General features: G+C 61.3%; 16 protein-coding genes. 3 read left to right on the top strand and 13 right to left on the bottom strand.

Annotated elements, in window-relative coordinates; genetic code table 11:
• Positions 1-166: 166 nt before the first annotated feature.
• Positions 167-1,708, top strand: coding sequence for an alkaline phosphatase D family protein (locus tag AB4O22_RS22445; protein ID WP_003197749.1), 1,542 nt, complete (start codon positions 167-169; stop codon positions 1,706-1,708).
• Between the two features lie 153 nt (positions 1,709-1,861).
• Here AB4O22_RS22445 and AB4O22_RS22440 read toward each other — a convergent pair whose 3' ends face one another.
• From AB4O22_RS22440 to AB4O22_RS22415, 6 genes are all read right to left on the bottom strand, one after another.
• The gene (locus tag AB4O22_RS22440; RefSeq protein ID WP_212795856.1) at positions 1,862-4,387 is read right to left on the bottom strand and encodes a PepSY domain-containing protein; all 2,526 of its coding nucleotides are present in this window, start codon (positions 4,385-4,387) and stop codon (positions 1,862-1,864) included.
• A 794-nt stretch (positions 4,388-5,181) separates the two neighbouring features.
• Positions 5,182-6,345, bottom strand: coding sequence for a type III PLP-dependent enzyme (locus AB4O22_RS22435; RefSeq protein WP_003197753.1), 1,164 nt, complete (start codon positions 6,343-6,345; stop codon positions 5,182-5,184).
• A 489-nt stretch (positions 6,346-6,834) separates the two neighbouring features.
• Complete coding sequence (locus AB4O22_RS22430; RefSeq protein ID WP_003197755.1) at positions 6,835-7,992, bottom strand: osmoprotectant ABC transporter ATP-binding protein OsmV; 1,158 nt, start codon at positions 7,990-7,992, stop codon at positions 6,835-6,837.
• On the bottom strand, positions 7,989-8,642 hold the full coding sequence (locus tag AB4O22_RS22425; RefSeq protein ID WP_024616353.1) for an ABC transporter permease: 654 nt from the start codon (positions 8,640-8,642) through the stop codon (positions 7,989-7,991). The genes AB4O22_RS22430 and AB4O22_RS22425 overlap by 4 nt, the downstream gene beginning before the upstream one ends.
• 15 nt (positions 8,643-8,657) lie before the next feature.
• The gene (locus AB4O22_RS22420; RefSeq protein WP_018611334.1) at positions 8,658-9,560 is read right to left on the bottom strand and encodes a glycine betaine ABC transporter substrate-binding protein; all 903 of its coding nucleotides are present in this window, start codon (positions 9,558-9,560) and stop codon (positions 8,658-8,660) included.
• Positions 9,561-9,585: 25 nt separating this feature from the next.
• Complete coding sequence (locus AB4O22_RS22415) at positions 9,586-10,302, bottom strand: ABC transporter permease (RefSeq protein WP_003197761.1); 717 nt, start codon at positions 10,300-10,302, stop codon at positions 9,586-9,588.
• A 332-nt stretch (positions 10,303-10,634) separates the two neighbouring features.
• Between AB4O22_RS22415 and AB4O22_RS22410 the strand changes: the two genes are divergently transcribed.
• Positions 10,635-12,218, top strand: coding sequence for a peptide chain release factor 3 (locus tag AB4O22_RS22410; RefSeq protein ID WP_223472584.1), 1,584 nt, complete (start codon positions 10,635-10,637; stop codon positions 12,216-12,218).
• Positions 12,219-13,804: 1,586 nt separating this feature from the next.
• Complete coding sequence (locus AB4O22_RS22405) at positions 13,805-14,062, top strand: hypothetical protein (protein ID WP_069971166.1); 258 nt, start codon at positions 13,805-13,807, stop codon at positions 14,060-14,062.
• A 120-nt stretch (positions 14,063-14,182) separates the two neighbouring features.
• On the opposite strand, the gene AB4O22_RS22400 is transcribed toward AB4O22_RS22405, so the two are convergent.
• The 7 genes from AB4O22_RS22400 to AB4O22_RS22370 form a co-directional block, all read right to left on the bottom strand.
• A complete protein-coding gene (locus AB4O22_RS22400; RefSeq protein ID WP_253471598.1) occupies positions 14,183-15,163 on the bottom strand; it encodes a peptide ABC transporter ATP-binding protein in 981 nt (326 codons plus the stop codon).
• Positions 15,163-16,131, bottom strand: a complete 969-nt coding sequence (locus AB4O22_RS22395) for an ABC transporter ATP-binding protein (protein ID WP_014336599.1) — start codon at positions 16,129-16,131, stop codon at positions 15,163-15,165. Before AB4O22_RS22395 ends, AB4O22_RS22400 begins: the two co-directional genes overlap by 1 nt.
• Before the next feature lie 10 nt (positions 16,132-16,141).
• A complete protein-coding gene (locus tag AB4O22_RS22390) occupies positions 16,142-17,053 on the bottom strand; it encodes an ABC transporter permease subunit (RefSeq protein ID WP_038856857.1) in 912 nt (303 codons plus the stop codon).
• A gap of 10 nt (positions 17,054-17,063) precedes the next feature.
• Positions 17,064-18,074, bottom strand: a complete 1,011-nt coding sequence (locus AB4O22_RS22385; protein WP_014336601.1) for an ABC transporter permease subunit — start codon at positions 18,072-18,074, stop codon at positions 17,064-17,066.
• Between the two features lie 74 nt (positions 18,075-18,148).
• A complete protein-coding gene (locus tag AB4O22_RS22380) occupies positions 18,149-19,744 on the bottom strand; it encodes an ABC transporter substrate-binding protein (protein ID WP_038856858.1) in 1,596 nt (531 codons plus the stop codon).
• Between the two features lie 75 nt (positions 19,745-19,819).
• Positions 19,820-21,238 carry an OprD family porin gene (locus tag AB4O22_RS22375; protein ID WP_038856860.1) on the bottom strand — a complete coding sequence of 473 codons (1,419 nt, stop codon included), beginning with the start codon at positions 21,236-21,238 and terminating at the stop codon, positions 19,820-19,822.
• A gap of 168 nt (positions 21,239-21,406) precedes the next feature.
• Positions 21,407-23,008 (bottom strand): ABC transporter substrate-binding protein, encoded by a 1,602-nt coding sequence (locus AB4O22_RS22370; RefSeq protein ID WP_123423128.1) that lies wholly within the window; start codon positions 23,006-23,008, stop codon positions 21,407-21,409.
• Positions 23,009-23,276 lie beyond the last annotated feature (268 nt).

Below are 23,276 nucleotides of genomic sequence, written 5' to 3'. Positions count from 1 at the left end.
CGAGCCTGCTCGCGATAACGGAGTGTCAGACAGCCTGTTTGTCGACTGATACACCGCTTTCGCGATCAGGCTCGCTCCCACATTTCGTTCTGCTGAGTTCATGAGGTCCTGTCACACCCACTTCACAGAGCCATGCTTAAGTTTCCCCATTTCAAGGGAGAACACCATGAGCGAATTCGACCTGGGCCGCCGTCGTGTGATGCAAGCCGTGGGGGCGGGGTTGTTGTTGCCGGGGCTGGCGCCGGCGGTGATGGCTTCGGTCAAGGATCGGCCGGTGCTCACCGACGGTGTGCAGTCTGGCGACTTGCAGGGCGACCGGGCGATGATCTGGAGCCGCAGCGACCGTCCGGCGCGGATGGTGGTGGAGTGGGACACCCGCAGCAAGTTCAGCAATCCCCGCCGCTTCGTCTCGCCCATGGTCGACGCCCGCAGCGATTTCACTGCCCGGGTCGAACTCACCGGGCTGCCCCGCGACCAGGCGATTTTCTACCGGGTGCATTTCGAAGACGCCCAGAGCGGTGTCGCCAGCGAACCCTGGCTGGGTCACCTGCGCAGCGTGCCGCAGTTCAAGCGCAACATCCGTTTTGTCTGGAGCGGCGATACCGTCGGCCAGGGCTTCGGCATCAACCCGGACATCGGCGGCATGCGCATCTACGAAGCCATGCGCCTGCGTCTGCCGGATTTCTTTATCCACAGCGGCGACACCATCTACGCCGACGGCCCGGTGCCGGCGCAAATCACCACCGAGGGTGGACGCATCTGGCGCAACCTCACCACCGAAGCCAAGAGCAAGGTCGCCGAGACCCTGGATGAGTATCGCGGCAACTATCGCTACAACCTGATGGACGAAAACGTTCGTCGCTTCAACGCCGAAGTGCCGCAGATCTGGCAGTGGGACGACCATGAGGTGGTCAACAACTGGTCGCCGGGCAAGCAACTGGACGAGCGCTACCAGACCAAGGATATCCACAGCCTCGTGGGGCGCGCGCGACAAGCCTGGCTGGAATACGCGCCGATGCGTCTGCAGAAGGCCGACGGCGGCGGACGGATCTACCGCAAGCTCGGTTACGGGCCGCTGCTGGATGTGTTCGTGCTGGACATGCGCAGCTACCGCGAAGCCAACGACGCCAACCTCGGCGCGGCCAAGCCGTTCCTGGGGCGTGAGCAGTTGAATTGGCTCAAGCGTGAATTGAAGCAATCCCGTGCCCAATGGAAAGTCATCGCCGCCGACATGCCCATCGGCCTCGGTGTGCCGGATGGCGAGGTCAGCCCCGGCGTGCCGCGCTGGGAAGCGGTCGCCAACGGTGACCCGGGCGCGGCCCAGGGGCGTGAACTGGAGATCGCCGAACTGCTCGGCTACCTGCGCAAGCATCAGGTGCGCAACTACGTCTGGCTCACCGCCGATGTCCACTATTGCGCCGCCCATCATTACCATCCTGAACAAGCCGCGTTCCAGGATTTCGAACCGTTCTGGGAGTTTGTCGCCGGGCCGTTGAACGCCGGCAGCTTCGGGCCCAATGCCCTGGACAAGACCTTCGGCCCCGAAGTGGTGTTCCAGAAAGCTCCGCCGGCCCAGAACACCTCGCCGTTTGCCGGGTATCAGTTCTTTGGCGAGGTGAACATCGACGGGCCAAGCGGGGAGATGAGCGTGGTGCTGCGGGATCTGGAAGGTGTGGCGGTGTTCGAGAAGAAGTTGCAGCCGGTTTGACTGTCAGTCGCGCCAGGAACCTCTGTGGGAAAAGCCACTGTGGGAGCAAAGCTTGCTCGCGATAACGGTACATCTGTCAATAAATGGCTGGCTGACAGTCCGCTATCGCGAGCAAGCTTTGCTCCCACAAGGGGTACTTAAGATGGGTGTCTGTCAGTAGACATCCCGTCGATACCGCCCCTGCTCGATCAGCCGCTCCACTTCCTCGCGCCCCAGCACGTTGTTGAGCACATGATCCACCCCGGATGCCATGCCCTGCAAGCTGCCGCAGACATAGATCACCGCGCCGTCGGCCAGCCATTGCTTGAGCAGCGCGGCCGATTCCAGCAGGCGGTCCTGGACGTAGACTTTCTGCTTCTGATCCCGGGAGAAGGCCAGGTCAAGGCGTTCCAGGTCGCCTGAGGTCACCCATTCCTGCAACTCATCGCGGCAGTGGAAATCGTGTTCGCGGTTGCGCTCGCCAAACAGCAGCCAGTTGCGCTGCATGCCCTCGGTGACGCGTGCCTTGAGCAGGCTGCGCAGGCCGGCCAGACCAGTGCCGTTGCCCAGCAGTATCATCGGCACACCTTGGGCCGGCAGATGGAAGCTGCTGTTGCGGCGCAGCCGCAGGCTGACGGCGCTGCCCAGTGGTGCGTGTTCGGTCAGCCAGCCGGAACCGACGCCCAGGCTGCCGTCGGCGTGACGTTCCTGGCGCACGATCAGCTCCAGCATACCGTCGGCCGGGATCGAGGCGATGGAGTACTCGCGTATCGCCAGCGGTGCCAGGGCATCCACCAGCGCCTGGGCATGCAGGCCGACCAGATGGGCGCGGTTTTCCGGCAGTTGTCGGGTCGCCAGGGCCTGGTCGAGGCTCTGGGACAGGCCATCGACTTGCACGCGCGCGTGGCCGGAGAGGCCGAGCCCGTCGAGGAAATGCTCGATGGCCAGCAGGTCATTGCGCGGCAGGATTTCCACCAGGTCACCGGCTAGCCAACTGCTCGGGCCGGGGGCGGTGAGGCCCAGCAGGTATACGCCCGAGCCGCTGCTGTCGGGGTTGAGCAGGGTGCGCTGGCTGAGGGTCCAGTTTTCGAAGCTTGGTGCCTGCCAAGTGTCCAGCGGGGCTTGGCCGGTCAGCTCTGCCAATTGTTGTTGCCAGTGCCGCAGGGCGTAAGGATCGCCGCTGTCGACTTCCACCGGCGCGAACAGGGTCTTGCCGCCGTGTTCCGCCAGCCAGGCGTGCAGGCGCCGGGCGAAGCCGCAGAAGTGTTCATATTGCCGGTCGCCCAGGCCCAGCACCGAATACTGCAGGCGCTCCAGGCTCAGGGCCTGGCCCAGCACCTTGCGTTCGAAACCGCGGGCACTGTCCGGCCCTTCGCCGTCGCCAAAGGTGCTGACGACAAACAGCGCATGGGTGGCGTCGTTCAGGTCCTGCTCACGCACACCGGCCAGTGGCTGGACCTTCACGGGCAAGCCGGCGGCCTGGAGTTGACCGGCGGTCTGCCAGGCCAGTCGCTCGGCGAAACCGCTTTGGCTGGCGAAGCCGATCAGCCAGGCCGGGGCATTGCCCGGGTTGGCGATAATGGCCTGGCGGGCGTTTCTGACGTGGCGTTTCTTGCGGCGGCGGTCCAGGTACAGCAACCAGCCGGTGATGAAGAACAGCGGCATGGTCAGCGCGGCGACGGTCACCAGGATCCGTCCGACGAGGCCGAAGTAACTGCCGACATGCAAGGCATAGACACTGGTCAGCAACTGCGCCTTGAGGCTCTTGTCGCTGTAGCGGCTGTGCCGGCTGATGACGCCGGTGGCCGGGTCGAGGGTGAGCTGGTTCAGCGCCCGGTCGTGGGGCGAGTTTTTCAGCAGGTAGAACACCGTCGCCGGCTGCCCGGCCACGGGCGGCATGCGCACGTTATAGGCCGACAGCCCCGGGCCGGCGGCGCTGTAGATGCTGCTCCACATGGCCCGGTAATCGGCCGCGGGAAGTGGACCGCTCGGCGCCGGGCCGCGATTGCGCACCCGTTCCTCTTTCGGTGAATCGGAGAGCAGGCGGGTCACGCCTTTGTTGTACCACTCGTAGGACCAGGTCAGCCCGGTCAGCGCCGCCAGCAGATAGAACGCCAGGCACCAGGTGCCCGCCACCGAGTGCAGGTCCCAATTGAAGCTCCGGCCTTTTTTCCCCCAGTCGAGGGTCAGCCAGGCGCGCCAGTTTTTCCATTGGCGCGGCCAACGCAGGTACAGCCCGGACAGGCAGAAAAACACCAGGATCAGCGTACAGGCACCGGTGATTTGCCGACCGACATCATCCAGGGTCAGGACGCGGTGCAACCTGAGCATCAAGCCGAAGAAGTCCTGGCCCGTCACATCGCCCATGAACTGGGCGTTGTAAGGGTTGAAATAGCGCATGGCGCCACGTTTTTCCCCAGGAGGCGCCGCAAAGATCACCCGCGCGGCGTTGCCGCTGTCGGTCTCGACCCAGAGCATGGCGACGGTCTTGCCGGAGGTGGCCTCGATCTGTTCCACCAACTCGGCGGGCGGCAGGACGCCGGCCGGCTGCTTCTCGACCATCAGCACCTGTGGATTCAAGGCCCGCAGGATTTCATCCTGGAACGACACCACCGCCCCGGTAACGCCCATCAACGCCAGGACCAGCCCGGCACTGATGCCGAAAAACCAGTGCAACTGGAACAGGGATTTCTTCAACACGTCGCTCGCCTTGTTCATTTACTGTTCATCACGGCGTGCATTATGCCGTGTGTTATCGAGAAGCATTCATAAACACACTCAAAAGGCCTGATCATTTGCATGAGCGGGCCTTTTGCCCGCCGCCGACGACGAAATCCTGTGGGAGCGAGCTTGCTCGCGAAGAGGCCGGCACATCCAACATCTTCATCGACTGGGACACCGCTATCGCGAGCAAGCTCGCTCCCACATTGGATCTTCAGTAGACACAATATTTGTGTGCATCCAGAGCCCCCCAGTGGGAGCGAGCTTGCTCGCGAAGGGGTCGGCACATCCAATATCTTCATTGACTGGAACACCGCTTTCGCGAGCAAGCTCGCTCCCACAGGGGAAACGCGGTCTCATCGAGAGCCAGGTCGGCTGTTAGGCCGCCTCGTGGTGGACGTTGATCTCGGCGCCCCGTTAACCACGCTGGCTGAACGGAGGCGTTGTGGAGTGGGCAACCCGGCATGGATGCCGGGTTAGCCGGCCATGGATGGCCCTTCGCGGCGGCCCACGGAGCAATGCCTTCGTTCAGGCACACCGAGCCTAGGCGAGGTGCCGAGTGGTGGGGCATACAGCGTTTTGCTTACTTTTGCGCTTCTCAAAAGTGAGCCGCTGTAAGAGCGGAACCGCCTGCGGCCGTTACCGCAGCAACGGATATACACACCAACCCATCCAAAAAAAACGGTGCTTCCCATTTCTGAAAGAAGCACCGTTTTTAACTGAACAACCTTACGCGACAGGGCGAGAACTATAGGGTTCAAGCCCCAAACACATCACACGTAAAACGATTTCAGCGGCGGAAAGCCATTGAATTCCACCGCGCTATAGCTAGTGGTATAGGCCCCGGTCGACAGCCAATACAGACGATCCCCAATAGCCAGGTTCAACGGCAACCCGTACTTGTAGTTCTCATACATGATGTCGGCGCTGTCACAGGTAGGACCGGCGATGACCACTTCTTCCATCTCGCCTTTCTTCTCGGTCCAGATCGGAAACTTGATGGCTTCGTCCATGGTTTCGATCAGGCCGGAGAACTTGCCCACATCCGTGTACACCCAACGCTCGACGGCGGTACGGGACTTGCGCGCCACCAGCACCACTTCGCTGACCAGGATACCCGCGTTGGCGATCAACGAACGGCCCGGCTCCAGGATGATTTCCGGCAGGTCGTCGCCGAAGTCTTCCTTGAGGAAACGGATGATTTCCTCGGCGTATGTTTCCAGGCTATTGGTGCGGGTGATGTAGTTGGCCGGGAAGCCACCACCCATGTTGATCAGCTTCAGGACGATGCCGTCTTCTTCCTTCAGACGCTCGAAGATCACCTTGACCTTGGCGATCGCCGCGTCCCAGACGCTGATGTCGCGCTGTTGCGAGCCGACGTGGAACGAAATGCCGTACGGCACCAGGCCCAGGTCGCGGGCCAGGATCAGCAGGTCCATGGCCATGTCGGTCTGGCAGCCGAACTTGCGCGACAACGGCCAGTCAGCGGTGGTCGAGCCTTCGGTGAGGATCCGTACATAGACTTTCGAGCCCGGCGCGGCCTTGGCGATGTTGCGCAGGTCGGCTTCGGAGTCGGTGGCATACAAGCGCACGCCCTTCTCGTAGAAGTAGCGAATGTCGCGGGATTTCTTGATGGTGTTGCCGTAGCTGATCCGGTCCGGGCCGACGCCACGGCTCATGACCTTGTCCAGCTCATAGATCGAGGCGATGTCGAAGTTCGAGCCTTTATCCTTGAGCAGGTCGATGATTTCCACCGCCGGGTTGGCCTTGACGGCGTAGTAGACCTTGGCGAACTCGAAACCGGCGCGCAGGTCGTCATAGGCCTGGGAGATCATCGCGGTGTCGATCACCACGAACGGGGTTTCCTGCTTGTCGGCGAACGCTTTCATTTTCTGGAAGGTTTCGCGCGCGAAATAATCTTCGACCTGGATCGACATACTTGGGACTCCTACTGGCAAACATCAGGATCAATGGGTGTGAGGGCAAGCAGCCCTCGTGAACGTCCTCCGTATCCCCACTTTGGTTCGCCTACTTCCCAAGGCATGTCGCCGAAAGCAAAAAGGCCACGGGATGCGTGATTCCCTTGGCCTTGCTGTCTCGTCGTCAGTACTTGAGCCGGATGGATCGTTTCCAGCATGGACGTTCGGCGCGAACTTTAGGGCGTGAGGGGCCTGAGATCAACTAAAAATGTCGCGTTTTTGCACACATCCGTCGTGCGGCCCGCGACAGCTCATGATGTAACCGACCTGCGTGACAGATTGATGTTCCCTTGGATTGGTTTTTCAAGGCGGCTGATGATCGTTCCCACGCTCTGCGTGGGCATGCAGCCCGGGACGCTCCGCGTCCCCAGAGCCGAACGCGGAGCGTCCGTGGAGGCGTTCCCACGCAGAGCGTGGGAACGATCAGTCAAAGGCTGCTGTGCTCGATCAGGCCAACGCAGTCTCGGCCGGCGAGACAATGCTGGTCTTGCCCCCGCGAGAGCGTCCGGAGCTCAGGTACTCGGCAATCGATTCCTGGGTCACTTCCCCGAGGAACACCCGCTCGGCATCCATCACCGGCAGCCACGAGCGGTTGAACTCGTACATGCGCGACAGCAGGATCCGCAGGTGTTCGTCATACGCGGCAGTGGCGTTGAATTCGCGCAGGTATTGTCCGCAGGTGCCGGTCTGGCGGTACAGGTCGCGACGGCGCACATACCCCAGGGCCTTGTTCTCGGCACAGGTGACCACCACGTAGCGACGGTCATGTTCGTCCATCAACTCCAGTGCCTCACCCACTGGCGTCTCGGGGCTGACCGACGGGGCGTTGTCCGCCGCGTCTTCGGCCTTGACCAGCAACAGGCGCTTGAGCGTGCTGTCCTGGCCGACGAAGCTGCTGACGAACTCGTCGGCCGGATGGGCCAGCAGTGTGTCCGGGTGATCGAACTGGACCAGCTTGCCAGCGCGGAAGATCGCAATCTTGTCCCCCAGCTTGATCGCTTCGTCGATGTCGTGGCTGACCATGATCACGGTCTTGTTCAACGCCCGCTGCATCTCGAAGAACTCATTCTGGATCATCTCGCGGTTGATCGGGTCCACCGCGCCGAAGGGTTCGTCCATCAGCAGCAGCGGCGCATCGGCCGCCAGGGCCCGGATCACGCCGATCCGTTGCTGCTGGCCGCCGGACAGTTCACGGGGGTAGCGATGCAGGTATTGCTTGGGTTCGAGCTTGATCATGCTCATCAGCTCGCGGGCGCGGTCGTGGCATTTCTGCTTGTCCCAGCCGAGCAGGCGCGGGACCACGGTGATGTTTTCCTCGATGGTCATGTTCGGGAACAGGCCGATCTGCTGGATCACATAGCCGATGTTGCGGCGCAGGGTCACTTCGTCCAGGCCGGTGGTGTCTTCACCGTTGATCAACACCTTGCCGGAGGTGGGCGGGATCAGGCGATTGATCATCTTCAGCGTGGTGCTTTTGCCACAGCCCGACGGCCCGAGGAATACGCAGATCTCGCCTTCGTTGACGGTCAGGTTCACCGAGTCCACGGCTTTCACATCCTTGCCGTTGCTCTTGAAGGTTTTGCTGAGGTTTTGAAGTTCGATCATTTCAGTAATCCTTTTGGGGTCAGCGAGCGTTGCAGCCATTGCAGAAGCAGGTCGGCGAAGATGGCCAGGAGACTGACCAGCACGGCGCCGACGATCAGCATCGACATGTCGCTGCGGCTGATGGAAGCGAGGATGAGCACGCCCAGGCCACCGGCGCCGATGGTGGCGGCGATGGTCATGACGCCGATGTTCATGACCACGGCGGTGCGCACGCCGGCCAGGATCACCGGCACGGCGATGGGCAGTTCGACCATGCGCAGGCGCTGGCCGAAGGTCATGCCGATGCCACGGGCGGCCTCACGGATGCCCGGTTCGACGCCGGTCAAGGCCAGGTAGGTGTTGCGCATGATCGGCAACAGCGAATAGAGAAACACTGCGGTGATCGCTGGCATTGGGCCCAGGCCTTGGCCGAACTTGGAGTAGAACGGCAACAGCAGGCCGAACAGCGCAATCGACGGAATCGTCAGCAGCACCGTGGCGCTGGCCTGCAATGGGCCGGCGAGCGTCGGGAAGCGGGTCATGAAGATGCCCAGCGGCACACCGACGACAATGGCCAGGGTCACGGCGATGCCCACCAGGGTGATGTGCTGCCAGGTCAGGTGCAGTACCAGCGGCCAGTCCAGATGGGAAAAGGCGTCAAGAAAATCCATGGCTTTTCCTCCAGGTCATTGGGTTGAGAGCAGCGAATGCTGGCGCAGGAAATCAGCGGCAACGGTGGAAGGGCTTTCATGGTTGACGTCCACGCGGGCGTTGAGCTGGCGCATGGTCGCGTCGTCGAACAGCTCGGCCAGGGGCTTGAGCTGCGCGGCCAGTTGCGGGTGCGCGTCGAGGTATGCCTGGCGCACCACTGGTGCGGCGGTGTAGTCGGGGAAGTAATGCTTGTCGTCTTCCAGCAACTTCAGCTTGAACGCGTTCAACCGGCCGTCGGTGGTGTACACCAGACCGGCGAACACCTGGCCGTTGCGCAGGGCGGTGTAGACCAGCCCCGCGTCCATCTGCCGGATGTTCTTGCGGGTCAGGTTCATGCCGTACTGCTCGACCATGCCCGCCAGGCCGTCGGAGCGGTTGGCGAACTCGGTGTCCAGGGCCACCAGATGATTGTCATCGGCTTCGGCCTGCAGCACCGTGTTCAACTGGCTGATGCTGTTGATCTGCGGGTACTGGCGGGCGATTTTTTCCGGCAGGGCCAGGGCGTAGGTGTTGCTGAATTTCGACGGTGTCAGCCAGACCAGGCCTTTTTTCGCGTCGAGTTCTTTCACCCGGGCGTAGGACTGGGCGCTGTCGAGTTTTTCCGTGACGTGGTTGTAGGCCACCAGCGACACGCCGGTGTATTCCCAGAGCATGTCCAGTTGCCCGGTTTCATGGGCGCTGCGGGCCAGGTTGCTGCCCAGGCCGCCGGTGATCTGCGCGTCGTAGCCCTTGCTGCGCAGGTATTGCGCGGTGATTTCCGCCAGCAGCGTCTGTTCGGTGAACACTCGGGCGCCAAGGCGGATCAACGGTTTTTCAGCGGCTTGGGCGAATCCTGCGAACAGCAGGACGCAGCCCAGTATCAAGCTCAACTTCTTCATAAACGATTTCCTTTATCCAGCCGGCTTATGACGGTCGCAGACCGCGTTCCAGCCAGAGGCGGCTGGCCATTGTCACCAGGCCGTCGAGCAGCAGCGCCAGCAGGGCGGTGCAGGCCGCGCCGAGCAACAGCTGCGGCTGGTTGTTCAAGGCGATGCCGGGGAAGATCAGGCTGCCGAGACTGTTGGCGCCGATCAGGAACGCCAGGGGCGCGGTGCCGACGTTGATCGCCAGTGCTACGCGCACGCCACCGACGATGATCGGCACGGCGTTGGGCAACTCGACTTTCCACAGCACCTGGCGCGGGGTCATGCCGATGCCGACGGCGGCTTCCTTGAGGGAGCCCTGGACGTTTTTCAGGCCTTCATAGGTATTGCGCACAATGGGCAACAGTGAGGCGAGGAACAGAGCGAAGATGGCAGGACCGCTACCGATGCCCAGGATGCCCAGGGCGATGGCCAGCACGGCCAGGGGCGGCACGGTGTTGCCGATGTTGAACACTTGCATGAAGCGTTCGGCGCGCCCGACCATGCCGGGGCGGCTGAGGGCGATGCCGGCGGGAATGCCCACGAGCAGGGCCGCCAGCATGGAGGCCAGTACCAGCAGCAGGTGCGCTTGCAGGTAGAACAGCAGATCGTCGTGGTAGCGTTGGATCGTATCGATGCCGATCCAGTGGACCAACAGGGCCAGGAGCGCGACGACGACCGCCCCCCCGATAAGCCCTTTGCCATAGCGGATAGCCACAGGCGGACTCCTTTGTCTTTCAGTCGGCGCACGCTTTCCCGGGCGGCAAACCATCACTGGTTGCCGGGAAAACGTTCGCGAGAAGCAGCTCTTTTCCATGCCGGTAAAACGGCAGGTAAATCGAGCCATGAGCGCAGCCTCGTCAGGCTAACTTGCTGATTTTTCAGACCCTGACGAATAGCCGTAACAGGGTGGTGGACGCCTCCACGCTGCTAAAGGTTCCCATGCCGGGGAAGATCTGGCCACCCTGGATGTGCTCAACGGTTCGGTTCCTGGCACAAGTTGAGCTATAATCGCCGCCCTTTTTTGAATCACCTGCCAGGCGATTTCCCATGACCAACCAGGCCGCCGAAGTCGCGAAACGCCGCACTTTCGCCATTATTTCCCACCCCGATGCCGGTAAGACCACCATCACCGAGAAGCTCTTGCTGATGGGCAAGGCGATTGCGGTCGCCGGCACGGTGAAATCTCGCAAATCCGACCGCCATGCCACCTCCGACTGGATGGAAATGGAAAAGCAACGGGGTATTTCCATTACCACGTCGGTCATGCAGTTCCCGTATCGCGATCACATGATCAACCTGCTCGACACCCCGGGCCACGAAGACTTCTCCGAAGACACCTACCGCACCCTGACGGCAGTGGACTCGGCGCTGATGGTCCTCGACGGCGGTAAAGGCGTCGAGCCACGGACCATCGCGCTGATGGACGTCTGCCGTCTGCGGGACACGCCGATTGTCAGCTTCATCAACAAACTCGACCGCGACATCCGCGACCCGATCGAACTGCTCGACGAGATCGAAGCAGTCCTGAAGATCAAGGCCGCGCCGATCACCTGGCCGATCGGTTGCTACCGCGACTTCAAGGGCGTGTACCACCTGGCCGACGACTACATCATCGTCTACACCGCCGGTCACGGGCACGAGCGCACCGACGTCAAGATCATCGAGAAGCTCGACTCCGACGAGGCGCGCGCGCACCTGGGCGACGAGTACGATCGTTTCGTCGAGCAACTGGAACTGGTGCAGGGCGCCTGCCATGAGTTCAATCAGCAGGAGTTCCTCGACGGTCAACTGACCCCGGTGTTCTTCGGTACCGCCCTGGGCAACTTCGGTGTGGACCATGTGCTCGACGCCGTGGTCGATTGGGCCCCGCGCCCGCTGGCCCGTGTCGCCAACGAGCGCACCGTGGAGCCGGTGGAAGAGAAGTTCTCCGGCTTCGTGTTCAAGATCCAGGCGAACATGGACCCCAAGCACCGCGACCGTATCGCCTTCATGCGCATCTGCTCCGGCAAATACGAAAAGGGCATGAAGATGCGCCACGTGCGCACCGGCAAGGACGTGCGCATCGGCGACGCCTTGACGTTCTTCTCCTCGGAACGCGAGCAACTGGAAGAGGCCTTCGCCGGTGACATCATCGGCCTGCACAACCACGGCACCATCCAGATCGGCGACACCTTCACCGAAGGCGAAACCCTGGGCTTCACCGGCATCCCGCACTTCGCCCCGGAACTGTTCCGCCGCGTACGCCTGAAGGATCCGCTCAAGTCCAAGCAACTGCGCCAGGGTCTCCAGCAACTGGCCGAAGAGGGCGCCACCCAGGTGTTCTTCCCGACCCGCAGCAATGACATCATCCTCGGTGCCGTCGGTGTGCTGCAGTTCGACGTCGTCGCCAGCCGCTTGAAAGAGGAATACAAGGTCGAGTGCTCCTACGAGCCGATCACCGTGTACTCCGCTCGTTGGATCGAATGCGGCGACAAAAAGAAACTCGAGGAATTCTCCAACAAGGCCGTGGAAAACCTCGCGCTGGACGGCGGCGGTCACCTGACCTACCTGGCCCCGACCCGAGTCAACCTGGCACTGATGGATGAGCGCTGGCCGGACGTGAAATTCCGCGCGACGCGTGAGCATCACTAAGCGCTGAGTGTTGAAACCGAAACCCCGTTGCGAAAGCTGCGGGGTTTTTTATGGCTTGTCCCGTGTCCTGAACATGAATAATTCACTGTGGGAGCGAGCTTGCTCGCGATAGCGGTGGGTCAGCTTGCCCGGATGTTGGATGTACCGCCGCCATCGCGGGCAAGCCTTGCTCCCACACTGGATCTTCAGTGGACAAGAAACTTGTGTTCGGCACAGTTTCCTCTGTGGGAGCAAAGCTTGCTCGCGATAGCGGTGGGTCAGCTTGCATTGATGTTGGATGTACCGGCCTCTTCGCGGGCAAGCCCGCTCCCACACTGGATCTTCAGTGGACAAGAAACTTGTGTTCGGCACAGTTCCCTCTGTGGGAGCAAAGCTTGCTCGCGATAGCGGCGTGTCAGCTGGAATTGATGTTGGATATGCCGGCCTCTTCGCGGGCGAGCCTTGCTCCCACACTGGATCTTCAGTGGACAAGAAACTTGTGCTCGGCACAGTTCCCTCTGTGGGAGCAAAGCTTGCTCGCGATAGCGGTGGGTCAGCTTGCCTGGATGTTGGATGTGCCGGCCTCTTCGCGGGCAAGCCTTGCTCCCACACTGGATCTTCAGTGGACAAGAAACTTGTGTTTGGCACAGTTTCCTCTGTGGGAGCAAAGCTTGCTCGCGATGGCGGTGGGTCGGCTTGCCTGGATATTGGATGTACCGGCCTCTTCGCGGGCAAGCCCGCTCCCACACTGGATCTTCAGTGGGCAAGAAATTTATGTTTGGCACAGTTTCCTCTGTGGGAGCAAAGCTTGCTCGCGATAGCGGTGGGTCGGCTTGCCTGGATATTGGATGTGCCGGCCTCTTCGCGGGCAAGCCTTGCTCCCACACTGGATCTTCAGTGGACAAGAAACTTGTGTTCGGCACAGATCCCTCTGTGGGAGCGAGCTTGCTCGCGATAGCGGTGGGTCAGCTTGCATTGATGTTGGATGTACCGGCCTCTTCGCGGGCAAGCCCGCTCCCACACTGGATCTTCAGTGGACAAGAAACTTGTGTTTGGCACAGTTTCCTCTGTGGGAGCAAAGCTTGCTCGCGATAGCGGTGGGTCAGCTTGCCTGGATGTTGGATGTGCCGGCCTCTTCGCGGGCAAGCCTTGCTCCCACACTGGATCTTCAGTGGGCAAGAAACTTGTGCTCGGCACAGTTCCCTCTGTGGGAGCAAAGCTTGCTCGCGATAGTGGTGGGTCAGCTTGCCTGGATGTTGGATGTACCGGCCTCTTCGCGGGCAAGCCCGCTCCCACACTGGATCTTCAATGGGCAAGAAACTTGTGTTCGGCACAGTTCCCTCTGTGGGAGCAAAGCTTGCTCGCGATAGCGGTGGGTCAGCTTGCATTGATGTTGGATGTACCGGCCTCTTCACGGGCAAGCCCGCTCCCACATAGGTTCCTGGCGTTAGTAGGTTTGGAGATAACGCTTATTCGAAACCAATCTGTCGGGCTATGGCATTTCTGTCTGTTCTGGAGCGTCCTATCTGGTGAACCGGCCTGTTCAGAACTAGATTTTCTTGAGCGCCGTCAGGTCCCGGCTTTATCCGGAAAAGAAGGAATTGGCTATGAACAAGCTGCTACGCATGATGTTTTTGCTGAAGGTCTTGGTGATGCTGTCCCTGGGCTCCACCGCCGCTTGGGCGGAATGCGATGAGCACGAGCAGCACGCATCGAGTGGCTCGGTGGCGCAGGGTGAGTTGATGTTTGCTGCGTCCGATTCGGATGCCGGTGATCCGGATAATGGCGAGGACGATGATGGCGCGCCAATCGATACGCCGGACGGTGACGAAGATGAAAATGAAGAGGGTGATAGCCAGACGTAGGTCTCTAACCTAAAGAAAACCCCTCCAGCCCAACTGATACTCAGTCGGGACTGGAGGGGTTTTTCATGCCTGATGCATTACCCAGTGCATGGGTTGAACCTGTGGATGATCAGGCCTTGCTCATGCCGCGCCATCGAGGAACTGCTCGGCGTAGTGACACGCCACCAGGCGGTTATCGAGCGGCCGCAACGCCGGTTCTTCGGTCTTACAGCGCTCGGTGGCGTACGGGCAGCGCTTGTGGAAGGCGCAGCCGGATGGTGGGTTGAGCGGGTTGGGCAGTTCGCCGACGATCTTGATCTTCGGCTTGTTCGGGTCCGGGTGGATGGTCGGGGTGGCCGACAGCAGCGCCTGGGTGTACGGGTGCAGCGGGCGGCTGTAGATGGACTCGTTGGGGCCCATTTCCACCGGGCGACCGAGGTACATCACCATCACGTCGTCAGCCACGTGCTGCACCACCGCCAGGTTGTGGGAAATGAACACGTAGGCGGTGTTGAATTCCTGCTGCAGGTCCATGAACAGGTTCAGCACCTGGGCCTGGATCGACACGTCCAGCGCCGACGTCGGTTCGTCCGCCACCAGCACCTTGGGTTGCAGCATCATGGCGCGGGCCAGGGCGATGCGTTGGCGCTGGCCGCCGGAGAACATGTGCGGGTAGCGCTGGTAATGCTCGGGGCGCAAGCCCACCTGCTTCATCATCGCCTGGACTTTCTCCCGCCGCTCGGTGGCCGACAGGTTGGTGTTGATGAGCAACGGCTCGGCCAGTTGATCACCGATCTTCTGCCGTGGATTGAGTGACGCATAAGGGCTCTGGAAGACCATCTGCACGTCTTTGCGCAATTGCTTGCGTTCGGCCTTGTTGGCGCCGGTCACTTCCTGGCCAGCGATTTTCAAGGAGCCGGAGGACGGTTCTTCGATCAGCGTCAGGGCCCGGGCGAGGGTGGATTTGCCGCAACCGGATTCACCCACCACGGCCAGGGTCTTGCCGGCTTCCAGTTCGAATGACACACCGTTGAGGGCGCGCACGGTCGCATGGCCCTTGAACATGCCACGGGACACTTCGTAATGACGGGTCAGGTCACGGGCGGTAAGTACGACGGCCATCACGCCACCTCCTGGTTCAACGGGTAGAAGCAGCGGGCGAGGCTGTTGGATTTCGGATCGAGGGCGGGGCGTTGTTGACGGCAGTTGTCCTGCACGTACGGACAGCGCGGCGACAGCAGGCAACCTTGCGGACGGTCATAGCGACCGGGCACGATGCCGGGCAAGGTCGCCAGGCGCTCGGCGCCCATGCTGTGCTCGGGAATCGCCGCCAGCAGCGCTTCGCTGTAGGGGTGGGCCGGAATGTCGAACAACTGCGGCACTTGGCCCACTTCTACGGCCTGGCCGGCGTACATCACGCACACGCGCTGGGCGGTTTCAGCCACCACGGCCAGGTCGTGCGTGATCAGCACCAGGCCCATGTCCTGCTCTTTTTGCAGGGCCAGCAGCAGGTCCATGATCTGTGCCTGGATGGTCACGTCCAAGGCGGTGGTCGGTTCATCGGCGATCAGCAGTTTCGGCTCGCCGGCAATCGCCATGGCAATTGCCACGCGCTGGCTCATGCCGCCGGATAGTTGATGCGGGTAGGCGTCCATGCGGCTGGCGGCGCCGGGGATCTCAACTTTTTCCAGCAATTCGATGGCGCGCTTGCGAGCGGCCTTACCGGACATTTTCAGGTGCAGGCGCAGCACTTCTTCGATCTGGAAACCCACGGTGTAGCTGGGGTTGAGGGCGGTCATCGGGTCCTGGAAGACCATCGCCAGGTCCTTGCCGACGATCTGCCGGCGCTGGCGGTTGCTCAGCTTGAGCATGTTCTTGCCATCGAAGTTCAGCGCATCGGCGGTGACGATGCCGGGGTGCTCGATCAGCCCCATCAGCGCCATCATGGTCACGGATTTACCCGAGCCCGATTCGCCGACGATGGCCAGGACTTCGCCTTTTTCCACGCTCAGGTCGAGGCCGTCGACCACCGGCACAGCGGTGGCGTCGCCGAAGCGAACGTTGAGATTCTTGATTTCTAGCAGTGACATGGGAATCTCCTCAGGCGGCATTCTTGAGTTTCGGGTCCAGCGCATCGCGCAGCCCGTCGCCCATCAGGTTGATTGCCAGCACGCTGAGCAAAATGGTCAAGCCAGGCAGGCTCACGACCCACCAGGCGCGTTCGATGTAGTCGCGGGCCGAGGCCAGCATGGTGCCCCACTCCGGGGTGGGCGGCTGCACGCCGAGGCCGAGGAAGCCCAGGGCGGCGGCGTCGAGGATGGCCGAGGAAAAGCTCAGCGTCGCCTGGACGATCAGCGGTGCCATGCAGTTGGGCAGCACGGTGATGAACATCAGGCGCGGCAGGCCGGCACCGGCCAGGCGGGCGGCGGTCACGTAGTCGCGGTTCAGTTCGCCCATCACGGCGGCGCGGGTCAGGCGCACGTAGGACGGCAGCGAGACGATGGCGATGGCGATCACGGTGTTGATCAGGCCAGGGCCGAGGATGGCGACGATCGCCACGGCCAGCAGCAGCGAAGGCAGGGCGAGCATGATGTCCATCAGGCGCATGATGGTCGGGCCGAGGATGCGCGGGAAAAAGCCGGCGAACAGCCCCAGCAGGATGCCTGGGATCAGCGACATCACCACCGACGACAAACCGATCAGCAGCGACAGGCGCGAACCCTGGATCAGGCGCGACAGCAAATCGCGGCCCAGCTCGTCGGTGCCCAGCAGGAACTGGATCTGCCCGCCTTCAAGCCAGGCCGGTGGCGTCAGCAGGAAGTCGCGGTATTGCTCGCTTGGGTCGTGGGGCGCGACCCACGGCGCGAAGAGCGCGCAGAACACCACCAGGATCATGAACAGCAGCCCGGCCACGGCGCCCTTGTTGCGGGAAAACGCCTGCCAGAATTCTTTGTACGGGGACGGGTACAGCAGGCTTTGATCGACTGCTACCGCGGTAGTTGGAGTACTCATGGTTTTGATCTCAGCGCTGGTGACGGATGCGTGGGTTGGCAAAGCCGTAGAGGATGTCCACGACGAAGTTGACCAGAATCACCAGGCAGGCGATTAACAGGATGCCGTTCTGCACCACGGGATAGTCCCGGGCGCCGATGGCTTCGATCAGCCACTTGCCGATGCCCGGCCAGGAGAAGATCGTTTCGGTCAGGACCGCACCGGCCAGCAGCGTGCCGACTTGCAGGCCGACCACGGTCAGCACCGGGATCAGCGCGTTGCGCAGGCCATGCACGAACACCACGCGCGACGGCGACAGGCCCTTGGCGCGGGCGGTGCGGATGTAGTCTTCACGCAGCACTTCGAGCATCGAAGAACGGGTCATGCGGGCGATCACCGCCAGCGGAATGGTGCCCAGCACGATGGCCGGCAGGATCAGGTGGTGCAGGGCATCGAGGAACGCGCCCGGCTCGTCGGCCAGCAGCGTGTCGATCAGCATGAAGCCGGTTTTCGGCTCGATGTCGTAGAGCAGGTCGATCCGTCCCGACACCGGCGTCCAGCCCAGGGACACCGAGAAGAACATGATCAGGATCAGGCCCCACCAGAAGATCGGCATCGAATACCCCGCCAGGGAGATGCCCATCACCCCATGGTCGAACAGGGATCCTCGCTTGAGTGCCGCGATCACCCCGGCCAGCAGGCCCAGGATACCGGCGAACAACAGGGCGGCCATGGACAGTTCCAGGGTCGCGGGAAACAGTGAGCTGAACTCGGTCCATACGCTTTCACGGGTACGCAGCGATTCGCCGAGGTCGCCGTGGGCCAGTTTGCCGATGTAGTCCAGGTACTGGGCATACAGCGGTTTGTTGAGGCCAAGGCGTTCCATTGCCTGTGCATGCATTTCGGGATCGACCCGACGTTCGCCCATCATCACTTCCACGGGGTCGCCGGGGATCATGCGAATCAACGCGAAGGTCAGCAAGGTGATGCCGAAGAACGTGGGGATCAGTAATCCCAGTCGGCGGGCAATAAAACTAAACATCTTCAGGTGTACCTCATCAGCCGGTTAGGCATGCCCGGCAATCCCTGGGTTAGGGTTGCCGGGCGTCTTCTTATCTACTTCACCTGGGTGGTGGCGAAGTTGTTGGTGGTGAGCGGGCTAATCACATAGCCCTCTACGTTGTTGCGCATTGCGGTGAACATGCGGGTGTGGGCCATGCTGATCCACGGTTGGTCCTGGTTGAAAATCACCTGGGCCTGTTCATAGAGCTTGGCGCGCTCCTCGGGGTTCACGGTGGCGCGTGCCTGGTCGATCAGTGCCTGGAATTTCTCGCTGCACCAGCGCGCGTAGTTTTCGCCGTTCTTGGCTGCCTCGCAACTGAGCATAGGCGTCAGGAAGTTATCCGGGTCGCCGTTGTCGCCCGCCCATCCGGCGGAAACCATGTCGTGTTCGCCGTTTTTCGCGCGCTTGAGCATTTCGCCCCATTCCATCACGCGGATGTCGACCTTGATCCCGACCTTCGCCAGGTCCGCCTGCATCATCTGCGCGCCGAGCATCGGGTTGGGGTTGGTCGGGCCGCCGCCGTTGCGGGTGAACAGGGTGAACACGGTGCCTTCCGGCACGCCGGCTTCCTTGAGCAACTGGCGGGCTTTGTCCAGGTCGCGGGTCGGGTTTTTCAGATCGTGGTTGAAGCCCAGCAGGGTCGGCGGGTACGGGTTGACCGCCACGGTGGCGTTGCCCTTGCCGAACAGCGCGTTGACGTAGGCTTCCTTGTCGAAGGCCAGGTCGATGGCTTTGCGCACCCGCACGTCGCTCATGTATTTGTGGCTGGTATTCAGGGCGGTGTAGGAGACGGTCATCGCGTCCAGCTCGGTGACCTTCAGGTTCGGGTCTTTCTTGATGCTGGGGATGTCATCGGGTTTGGGGTACAGCGCGATCTGGCACTCGTTGGTCTTGAGCTTCTGCATGCGCACGTTGTTGTCGGTGGCGATGGCCAGTACCAGCGCATCGGCCGGTGGCTTGCCACGGAAGTAGTCCGGGTTGGCCTTGAAGCGAACCTGGGCGTCCTTGTTGTAGCGCTGGAAGACGAACGGCCCGGTGCCGACCGGCTTGCTGTTGAGGTCGCCGGCCTTGCCTGCCTTGAGCAACTGGTCGGCGTATTCGGCCGGGTAGATCGAGGAGAAGGCCATGGCGATGTCGGCCAGGAACGGCGCTTCGCGGCGGGTCAGGCTGAACTTGACCGTGTGCTCGTCGACTTTCTCGACGCTTTTGAGCAGTTCCTTGAAGCCCATGCTTTCGAAGTAGGGGAAGCCCACGCTCGACAGTTTGTGCCACGGGTGGTTCGGGTCCAGCTGGCGCTGGAAGCTCCAGACCACGTCGTCGGCGTTCATGTCGCGGGTCGGCTTGAAGTAGTCGGTGGTGTGGAACTTGACGCCCTTGCGCAGGTGGAAGGTGTACGTCAGGCCATCGTCACTGATGTCCCAGGATTCGGCCAGGGCCGGAATCACCTCGGTGGTGCCGGGCTTGAAGTCGGCCAGGCGATTGAAAATGGTTTCCGCCACGGCATCGGCGGTGACTGCAGTCGTGTACTGGACCATGTCGAAGCCTTCCGGACTGGCTTCTGTGCAAACCACCAAGGGTTTGGCCGTGGCGCCAACGGCGACGCTCAGCAATGCGGCGGCGATGGCGGCGCGTAGGGGAATCATGTTCATCGTCAATCCTCTGCAATCGGGTCAATGGCAAAAGACCGGGCGGGCGACCTTGTGAGTCGACCGCCCGGTGGCAGTTTAGAGAATGTTGAACGGGATGGTGGTGACCAGGCGGAACTCGTTGAGGCTGCCGTCGGCCTGGTTTTCGCTGGCGCGGTGTGCGGTGTAGGTCGCACGGATCGCGGTGGCTTTCAGTGGGCCGCTCTGTACGGCATAGGATGCGCCGATGCCGTATTCGTAATGGTGTTCACCGTCCATCGACTGCACGCTGGCATATTCGCCACCTTTGTAATGAGTACCGTCGATGCCCCAGCCGCGCGCCTGGTAGATGTTGAACTTCAGCCCCGGCACACCATATTCGGCCATGTTCAGGCCGTAGGCGATCTGGAAGGATTTTTCGTTCGGGCCGTTGAAGTCCGACAGCAGGGAGTTGGCCAGGTAGATGCCGTTGGTTTCGTGCAGGTAGTCGAAGTACTCGTTACCGTTCACTTCCTGGTACGAGAAGGTCAGGCTGTGAGCTTGGTGCGTCAGGCCAAACGATAGGGAGTAGGTGTCGTTGTCAATGTCACCCAGGACGGCTTTGCCTTCGTCCACGGTTTTGTAGTAGTTCAGACCCGTGGTCAGGCTTAGCACGGAGCTGTCACCCAAAACATGGCTAGCGCCGAAGTAGTATTGGTTCCACATGTCCTCGGCCTGAGTTGCCCACAGACTGGTGGTCAGGCTGGCGAGAGGTTGGTAACTGATGCCGGCGGTGTATACGTGATCGATTTCAACAAGGTGATCAGCATATTCTGCACGGAACTTACGCTGGCTTTCCTCTGTACGTGGGGAGTTTCTATCGAACGTGGCCAGGTCGAATGACAGATTTTCCAGCTCTTCGCTATGCAGGCTCACACCTTGGAAGCTGGAGGGCAGAGCACGGTTGCCGATCACATCGACCATTGGGCTGCTGAAATTCTGCCGTCCCGCGGTGAGGGTGGTGTTAGAAATACGGGCCTTAACGTTTGCCAGACCCAATTTGCTCCATTGGTCCTGAGCGTCGCCGCCATTCTCAGTCAGGGTGCGGTTGTTGCCTCGGCCGCCAACACCTGGAATTGGAGCTCCGCCATTCCCGGATGCGAGGTTCTTTCGGTCTCGCTCCAGGGCGATGGCATTGTAGGCGGCTACCTCGGTGCTGAAGCCTACCGTGCCCTCAGTGAAACCCGAGTTGTACTTGATGATAGTGCCCTGCAGCCAGTTGATACGGCGGTCGGTTTGACGCGTTTCACCGTTTTGACGGTAGGACAGTTTGGCACCACGCTTGAATTGCTCATTGGCGTACCAGTTACGGGTGGACCCCGTCACCGATTGGCCTTCGATGAAACCTTTGGCTTCGCTTTGCTCGCTAGTGGTCTTGAGGGTCACCGGGGTGACCGCCTGGCTTTGGGATTCTGCAAACGCCGTTGCGCTAATGCTGCTGATGGCCAAGGCCAGTATCGCGGTGCTGCTCAGTTTCATCGGTAACGCTCCTTTCTTTCTTTTTTATGCCGATCTTTTTGGGTGATTCGGCTATCGGTTTACAACTCATTCACAGCTGGCAAACGTTTGCTGGGTGCCTGATTGGCGAATTACGGCAAGACGTCGGCGTGGGGCTTCCAAAGGAAGCCCGCGCTGTGTGGCTAACGGTTATGGGTTCAGGCTGACGCCCGAAAAGACATTGCGACCGAAGGGGCTGACTTTGAACCCTTCGACTTTGGCACTCAGCGGCTGGTTGACCGTCGAGTGGGCAACAGGGGTGATCGGCACTTGCTGTTTGAGCAACTGCTGGGCCTGTTTGTAGAGCACGGTGCGCTGGTCGCGGTCGGTGACGACCTTGGCCTGCTTGATCAGCTTGTCGTAGTCCTGGTCACACCACATGGAGTAGTTGTTGCCACCAATGGCATCGCAGCTGTACAGCGTGCCCAGCCAGTTGTCCGGATCCCCGTTGTCACCGGTCCAACCGATCAGGCTGATGTCGTGCTCGCCGTTCTTGGTGCGCTTGATGTACTCGCCCCATTCGTAGCTGACGATCTTCACCTTCAGGCCGATCTTCGCCCAGTCGGCCTGGAGCATCTCGGCCATCAGCTTGGCGTTGGGGTTGTACGGGCGTTGCACGGGCATGGCCCAGAGGGTGATTTCGGTGCCTTCCTTGACGCCGGCGGCCTTGAGCAATTCCTTGGCTTTTTCCGGGTTGTAGGGAGCGTCCTTGATGGTGTCGTCGTAGGACCACTGCGTTGGCGGCATGGCGTTCTGCGCCAGTTGCCCCGCGCCCTGGTACACGGCATTGAGAATGCCTTGCTTGTTCACCGCCATGTCCAGCGCCTGGCGCACTTCGACCTGGTCGAACGGCTTGTGGCGGGTGTTATAGGCGATGTAGCCCAGGTTGAAGCCCGGTTTTTCGATCAGTTGCAGCTTGGGGTCGTTCTTCAAGGCCGGCACGTCGGCGGGACGTGGATGCAGGGTGATCTGGCATTCGTTGGCCTTGAGCTTCTGCACCCGCACCGAGGCGTCGGTGTTGATGGAGAAGATCAGGTTGTTCAGTTTCACCCGTTCCGGCGCCCAGTACTGCTTGTTGGCGACGTAGCGGATGTTGGAGTCTTTCTGGTAGCTCTTGAACTCGAACGGCCCGGTGCCGATCGGCTTCTGGTTGATGTCGCTCGGTTTGCCGCTCTTGAGCAACTGGTCGGCGTATTCGGCCGACAGGATCGCGGCGAAGCTCATGGCGATGTTCTGGATGAACGCGGCGTCCACGCTGTTGAGGGTCATGACCACGGTCAGTGGCCCGGTCGCTTCTACCTTGGCGATGTTCTTGTTCAGGCTCATGCCGTTGAAGTAGGGGAACTCGGTGGGGTAGGCCTTGCGGAACGGATGCTGCGGGTCGAGCATGCGGTTGAAGGTGAACAACACGTCGTCGGCGTTGAAATCTCGGGTTGGCGTGAAGTAGTCGGTGGTGTGAAATTTCACGCCTTCGCGCAGGTGGAAGGTGTACTTCAAGCCGTCTTCGGAAATATCCCAGCTGGTCGCCAGGCCCGGGACGACGTTGGTCGCGCCTTTTTCGAACTCGGCCAGGCGGTTGTACAGCGGCTCGGCGGCATCGTTGTCGGTGGCCGTGGTGTATTGCGCGGTGTCGAAACCGGCGGGGCTGCCTTCGGAACAGAACACCAGGCTGCCGGCGGCGGCCTGGGCTGCGGATGTCGCGGCCAACAGGCCGGTGCCCAGCAATGCGGATAAAACCAAGGTATGGCGCATGACGCTCCCTCTCTCGTTCGGGGTGTTTTAACAGTGAACCGGTGTCCTTCCGGGGACAGGTCCGGGGCACTGAGCTCATTCCAATGCGTAGCGATGCCGCAGGGCTGGCAAATCGTCCAAGTGCCGACGGTATGAGCCGTAGGCCGGGCGGTAAATGCGTAATACCTGAAAGACTTGTGGGAAAAGGCGATACGTCCTAAACCAACTGCTGTGGTACGCAGTGCTTTTGGATGTAGGCGTTTTCCTGGGTCTTAGTCTCGGCAGATAA

Source organism: Pseudomonas sp. S3_B11, from assembly GCF_054667715.1.
This window is presented reverse-complemented; position numbering and strand designations above follow the sequence as displayed.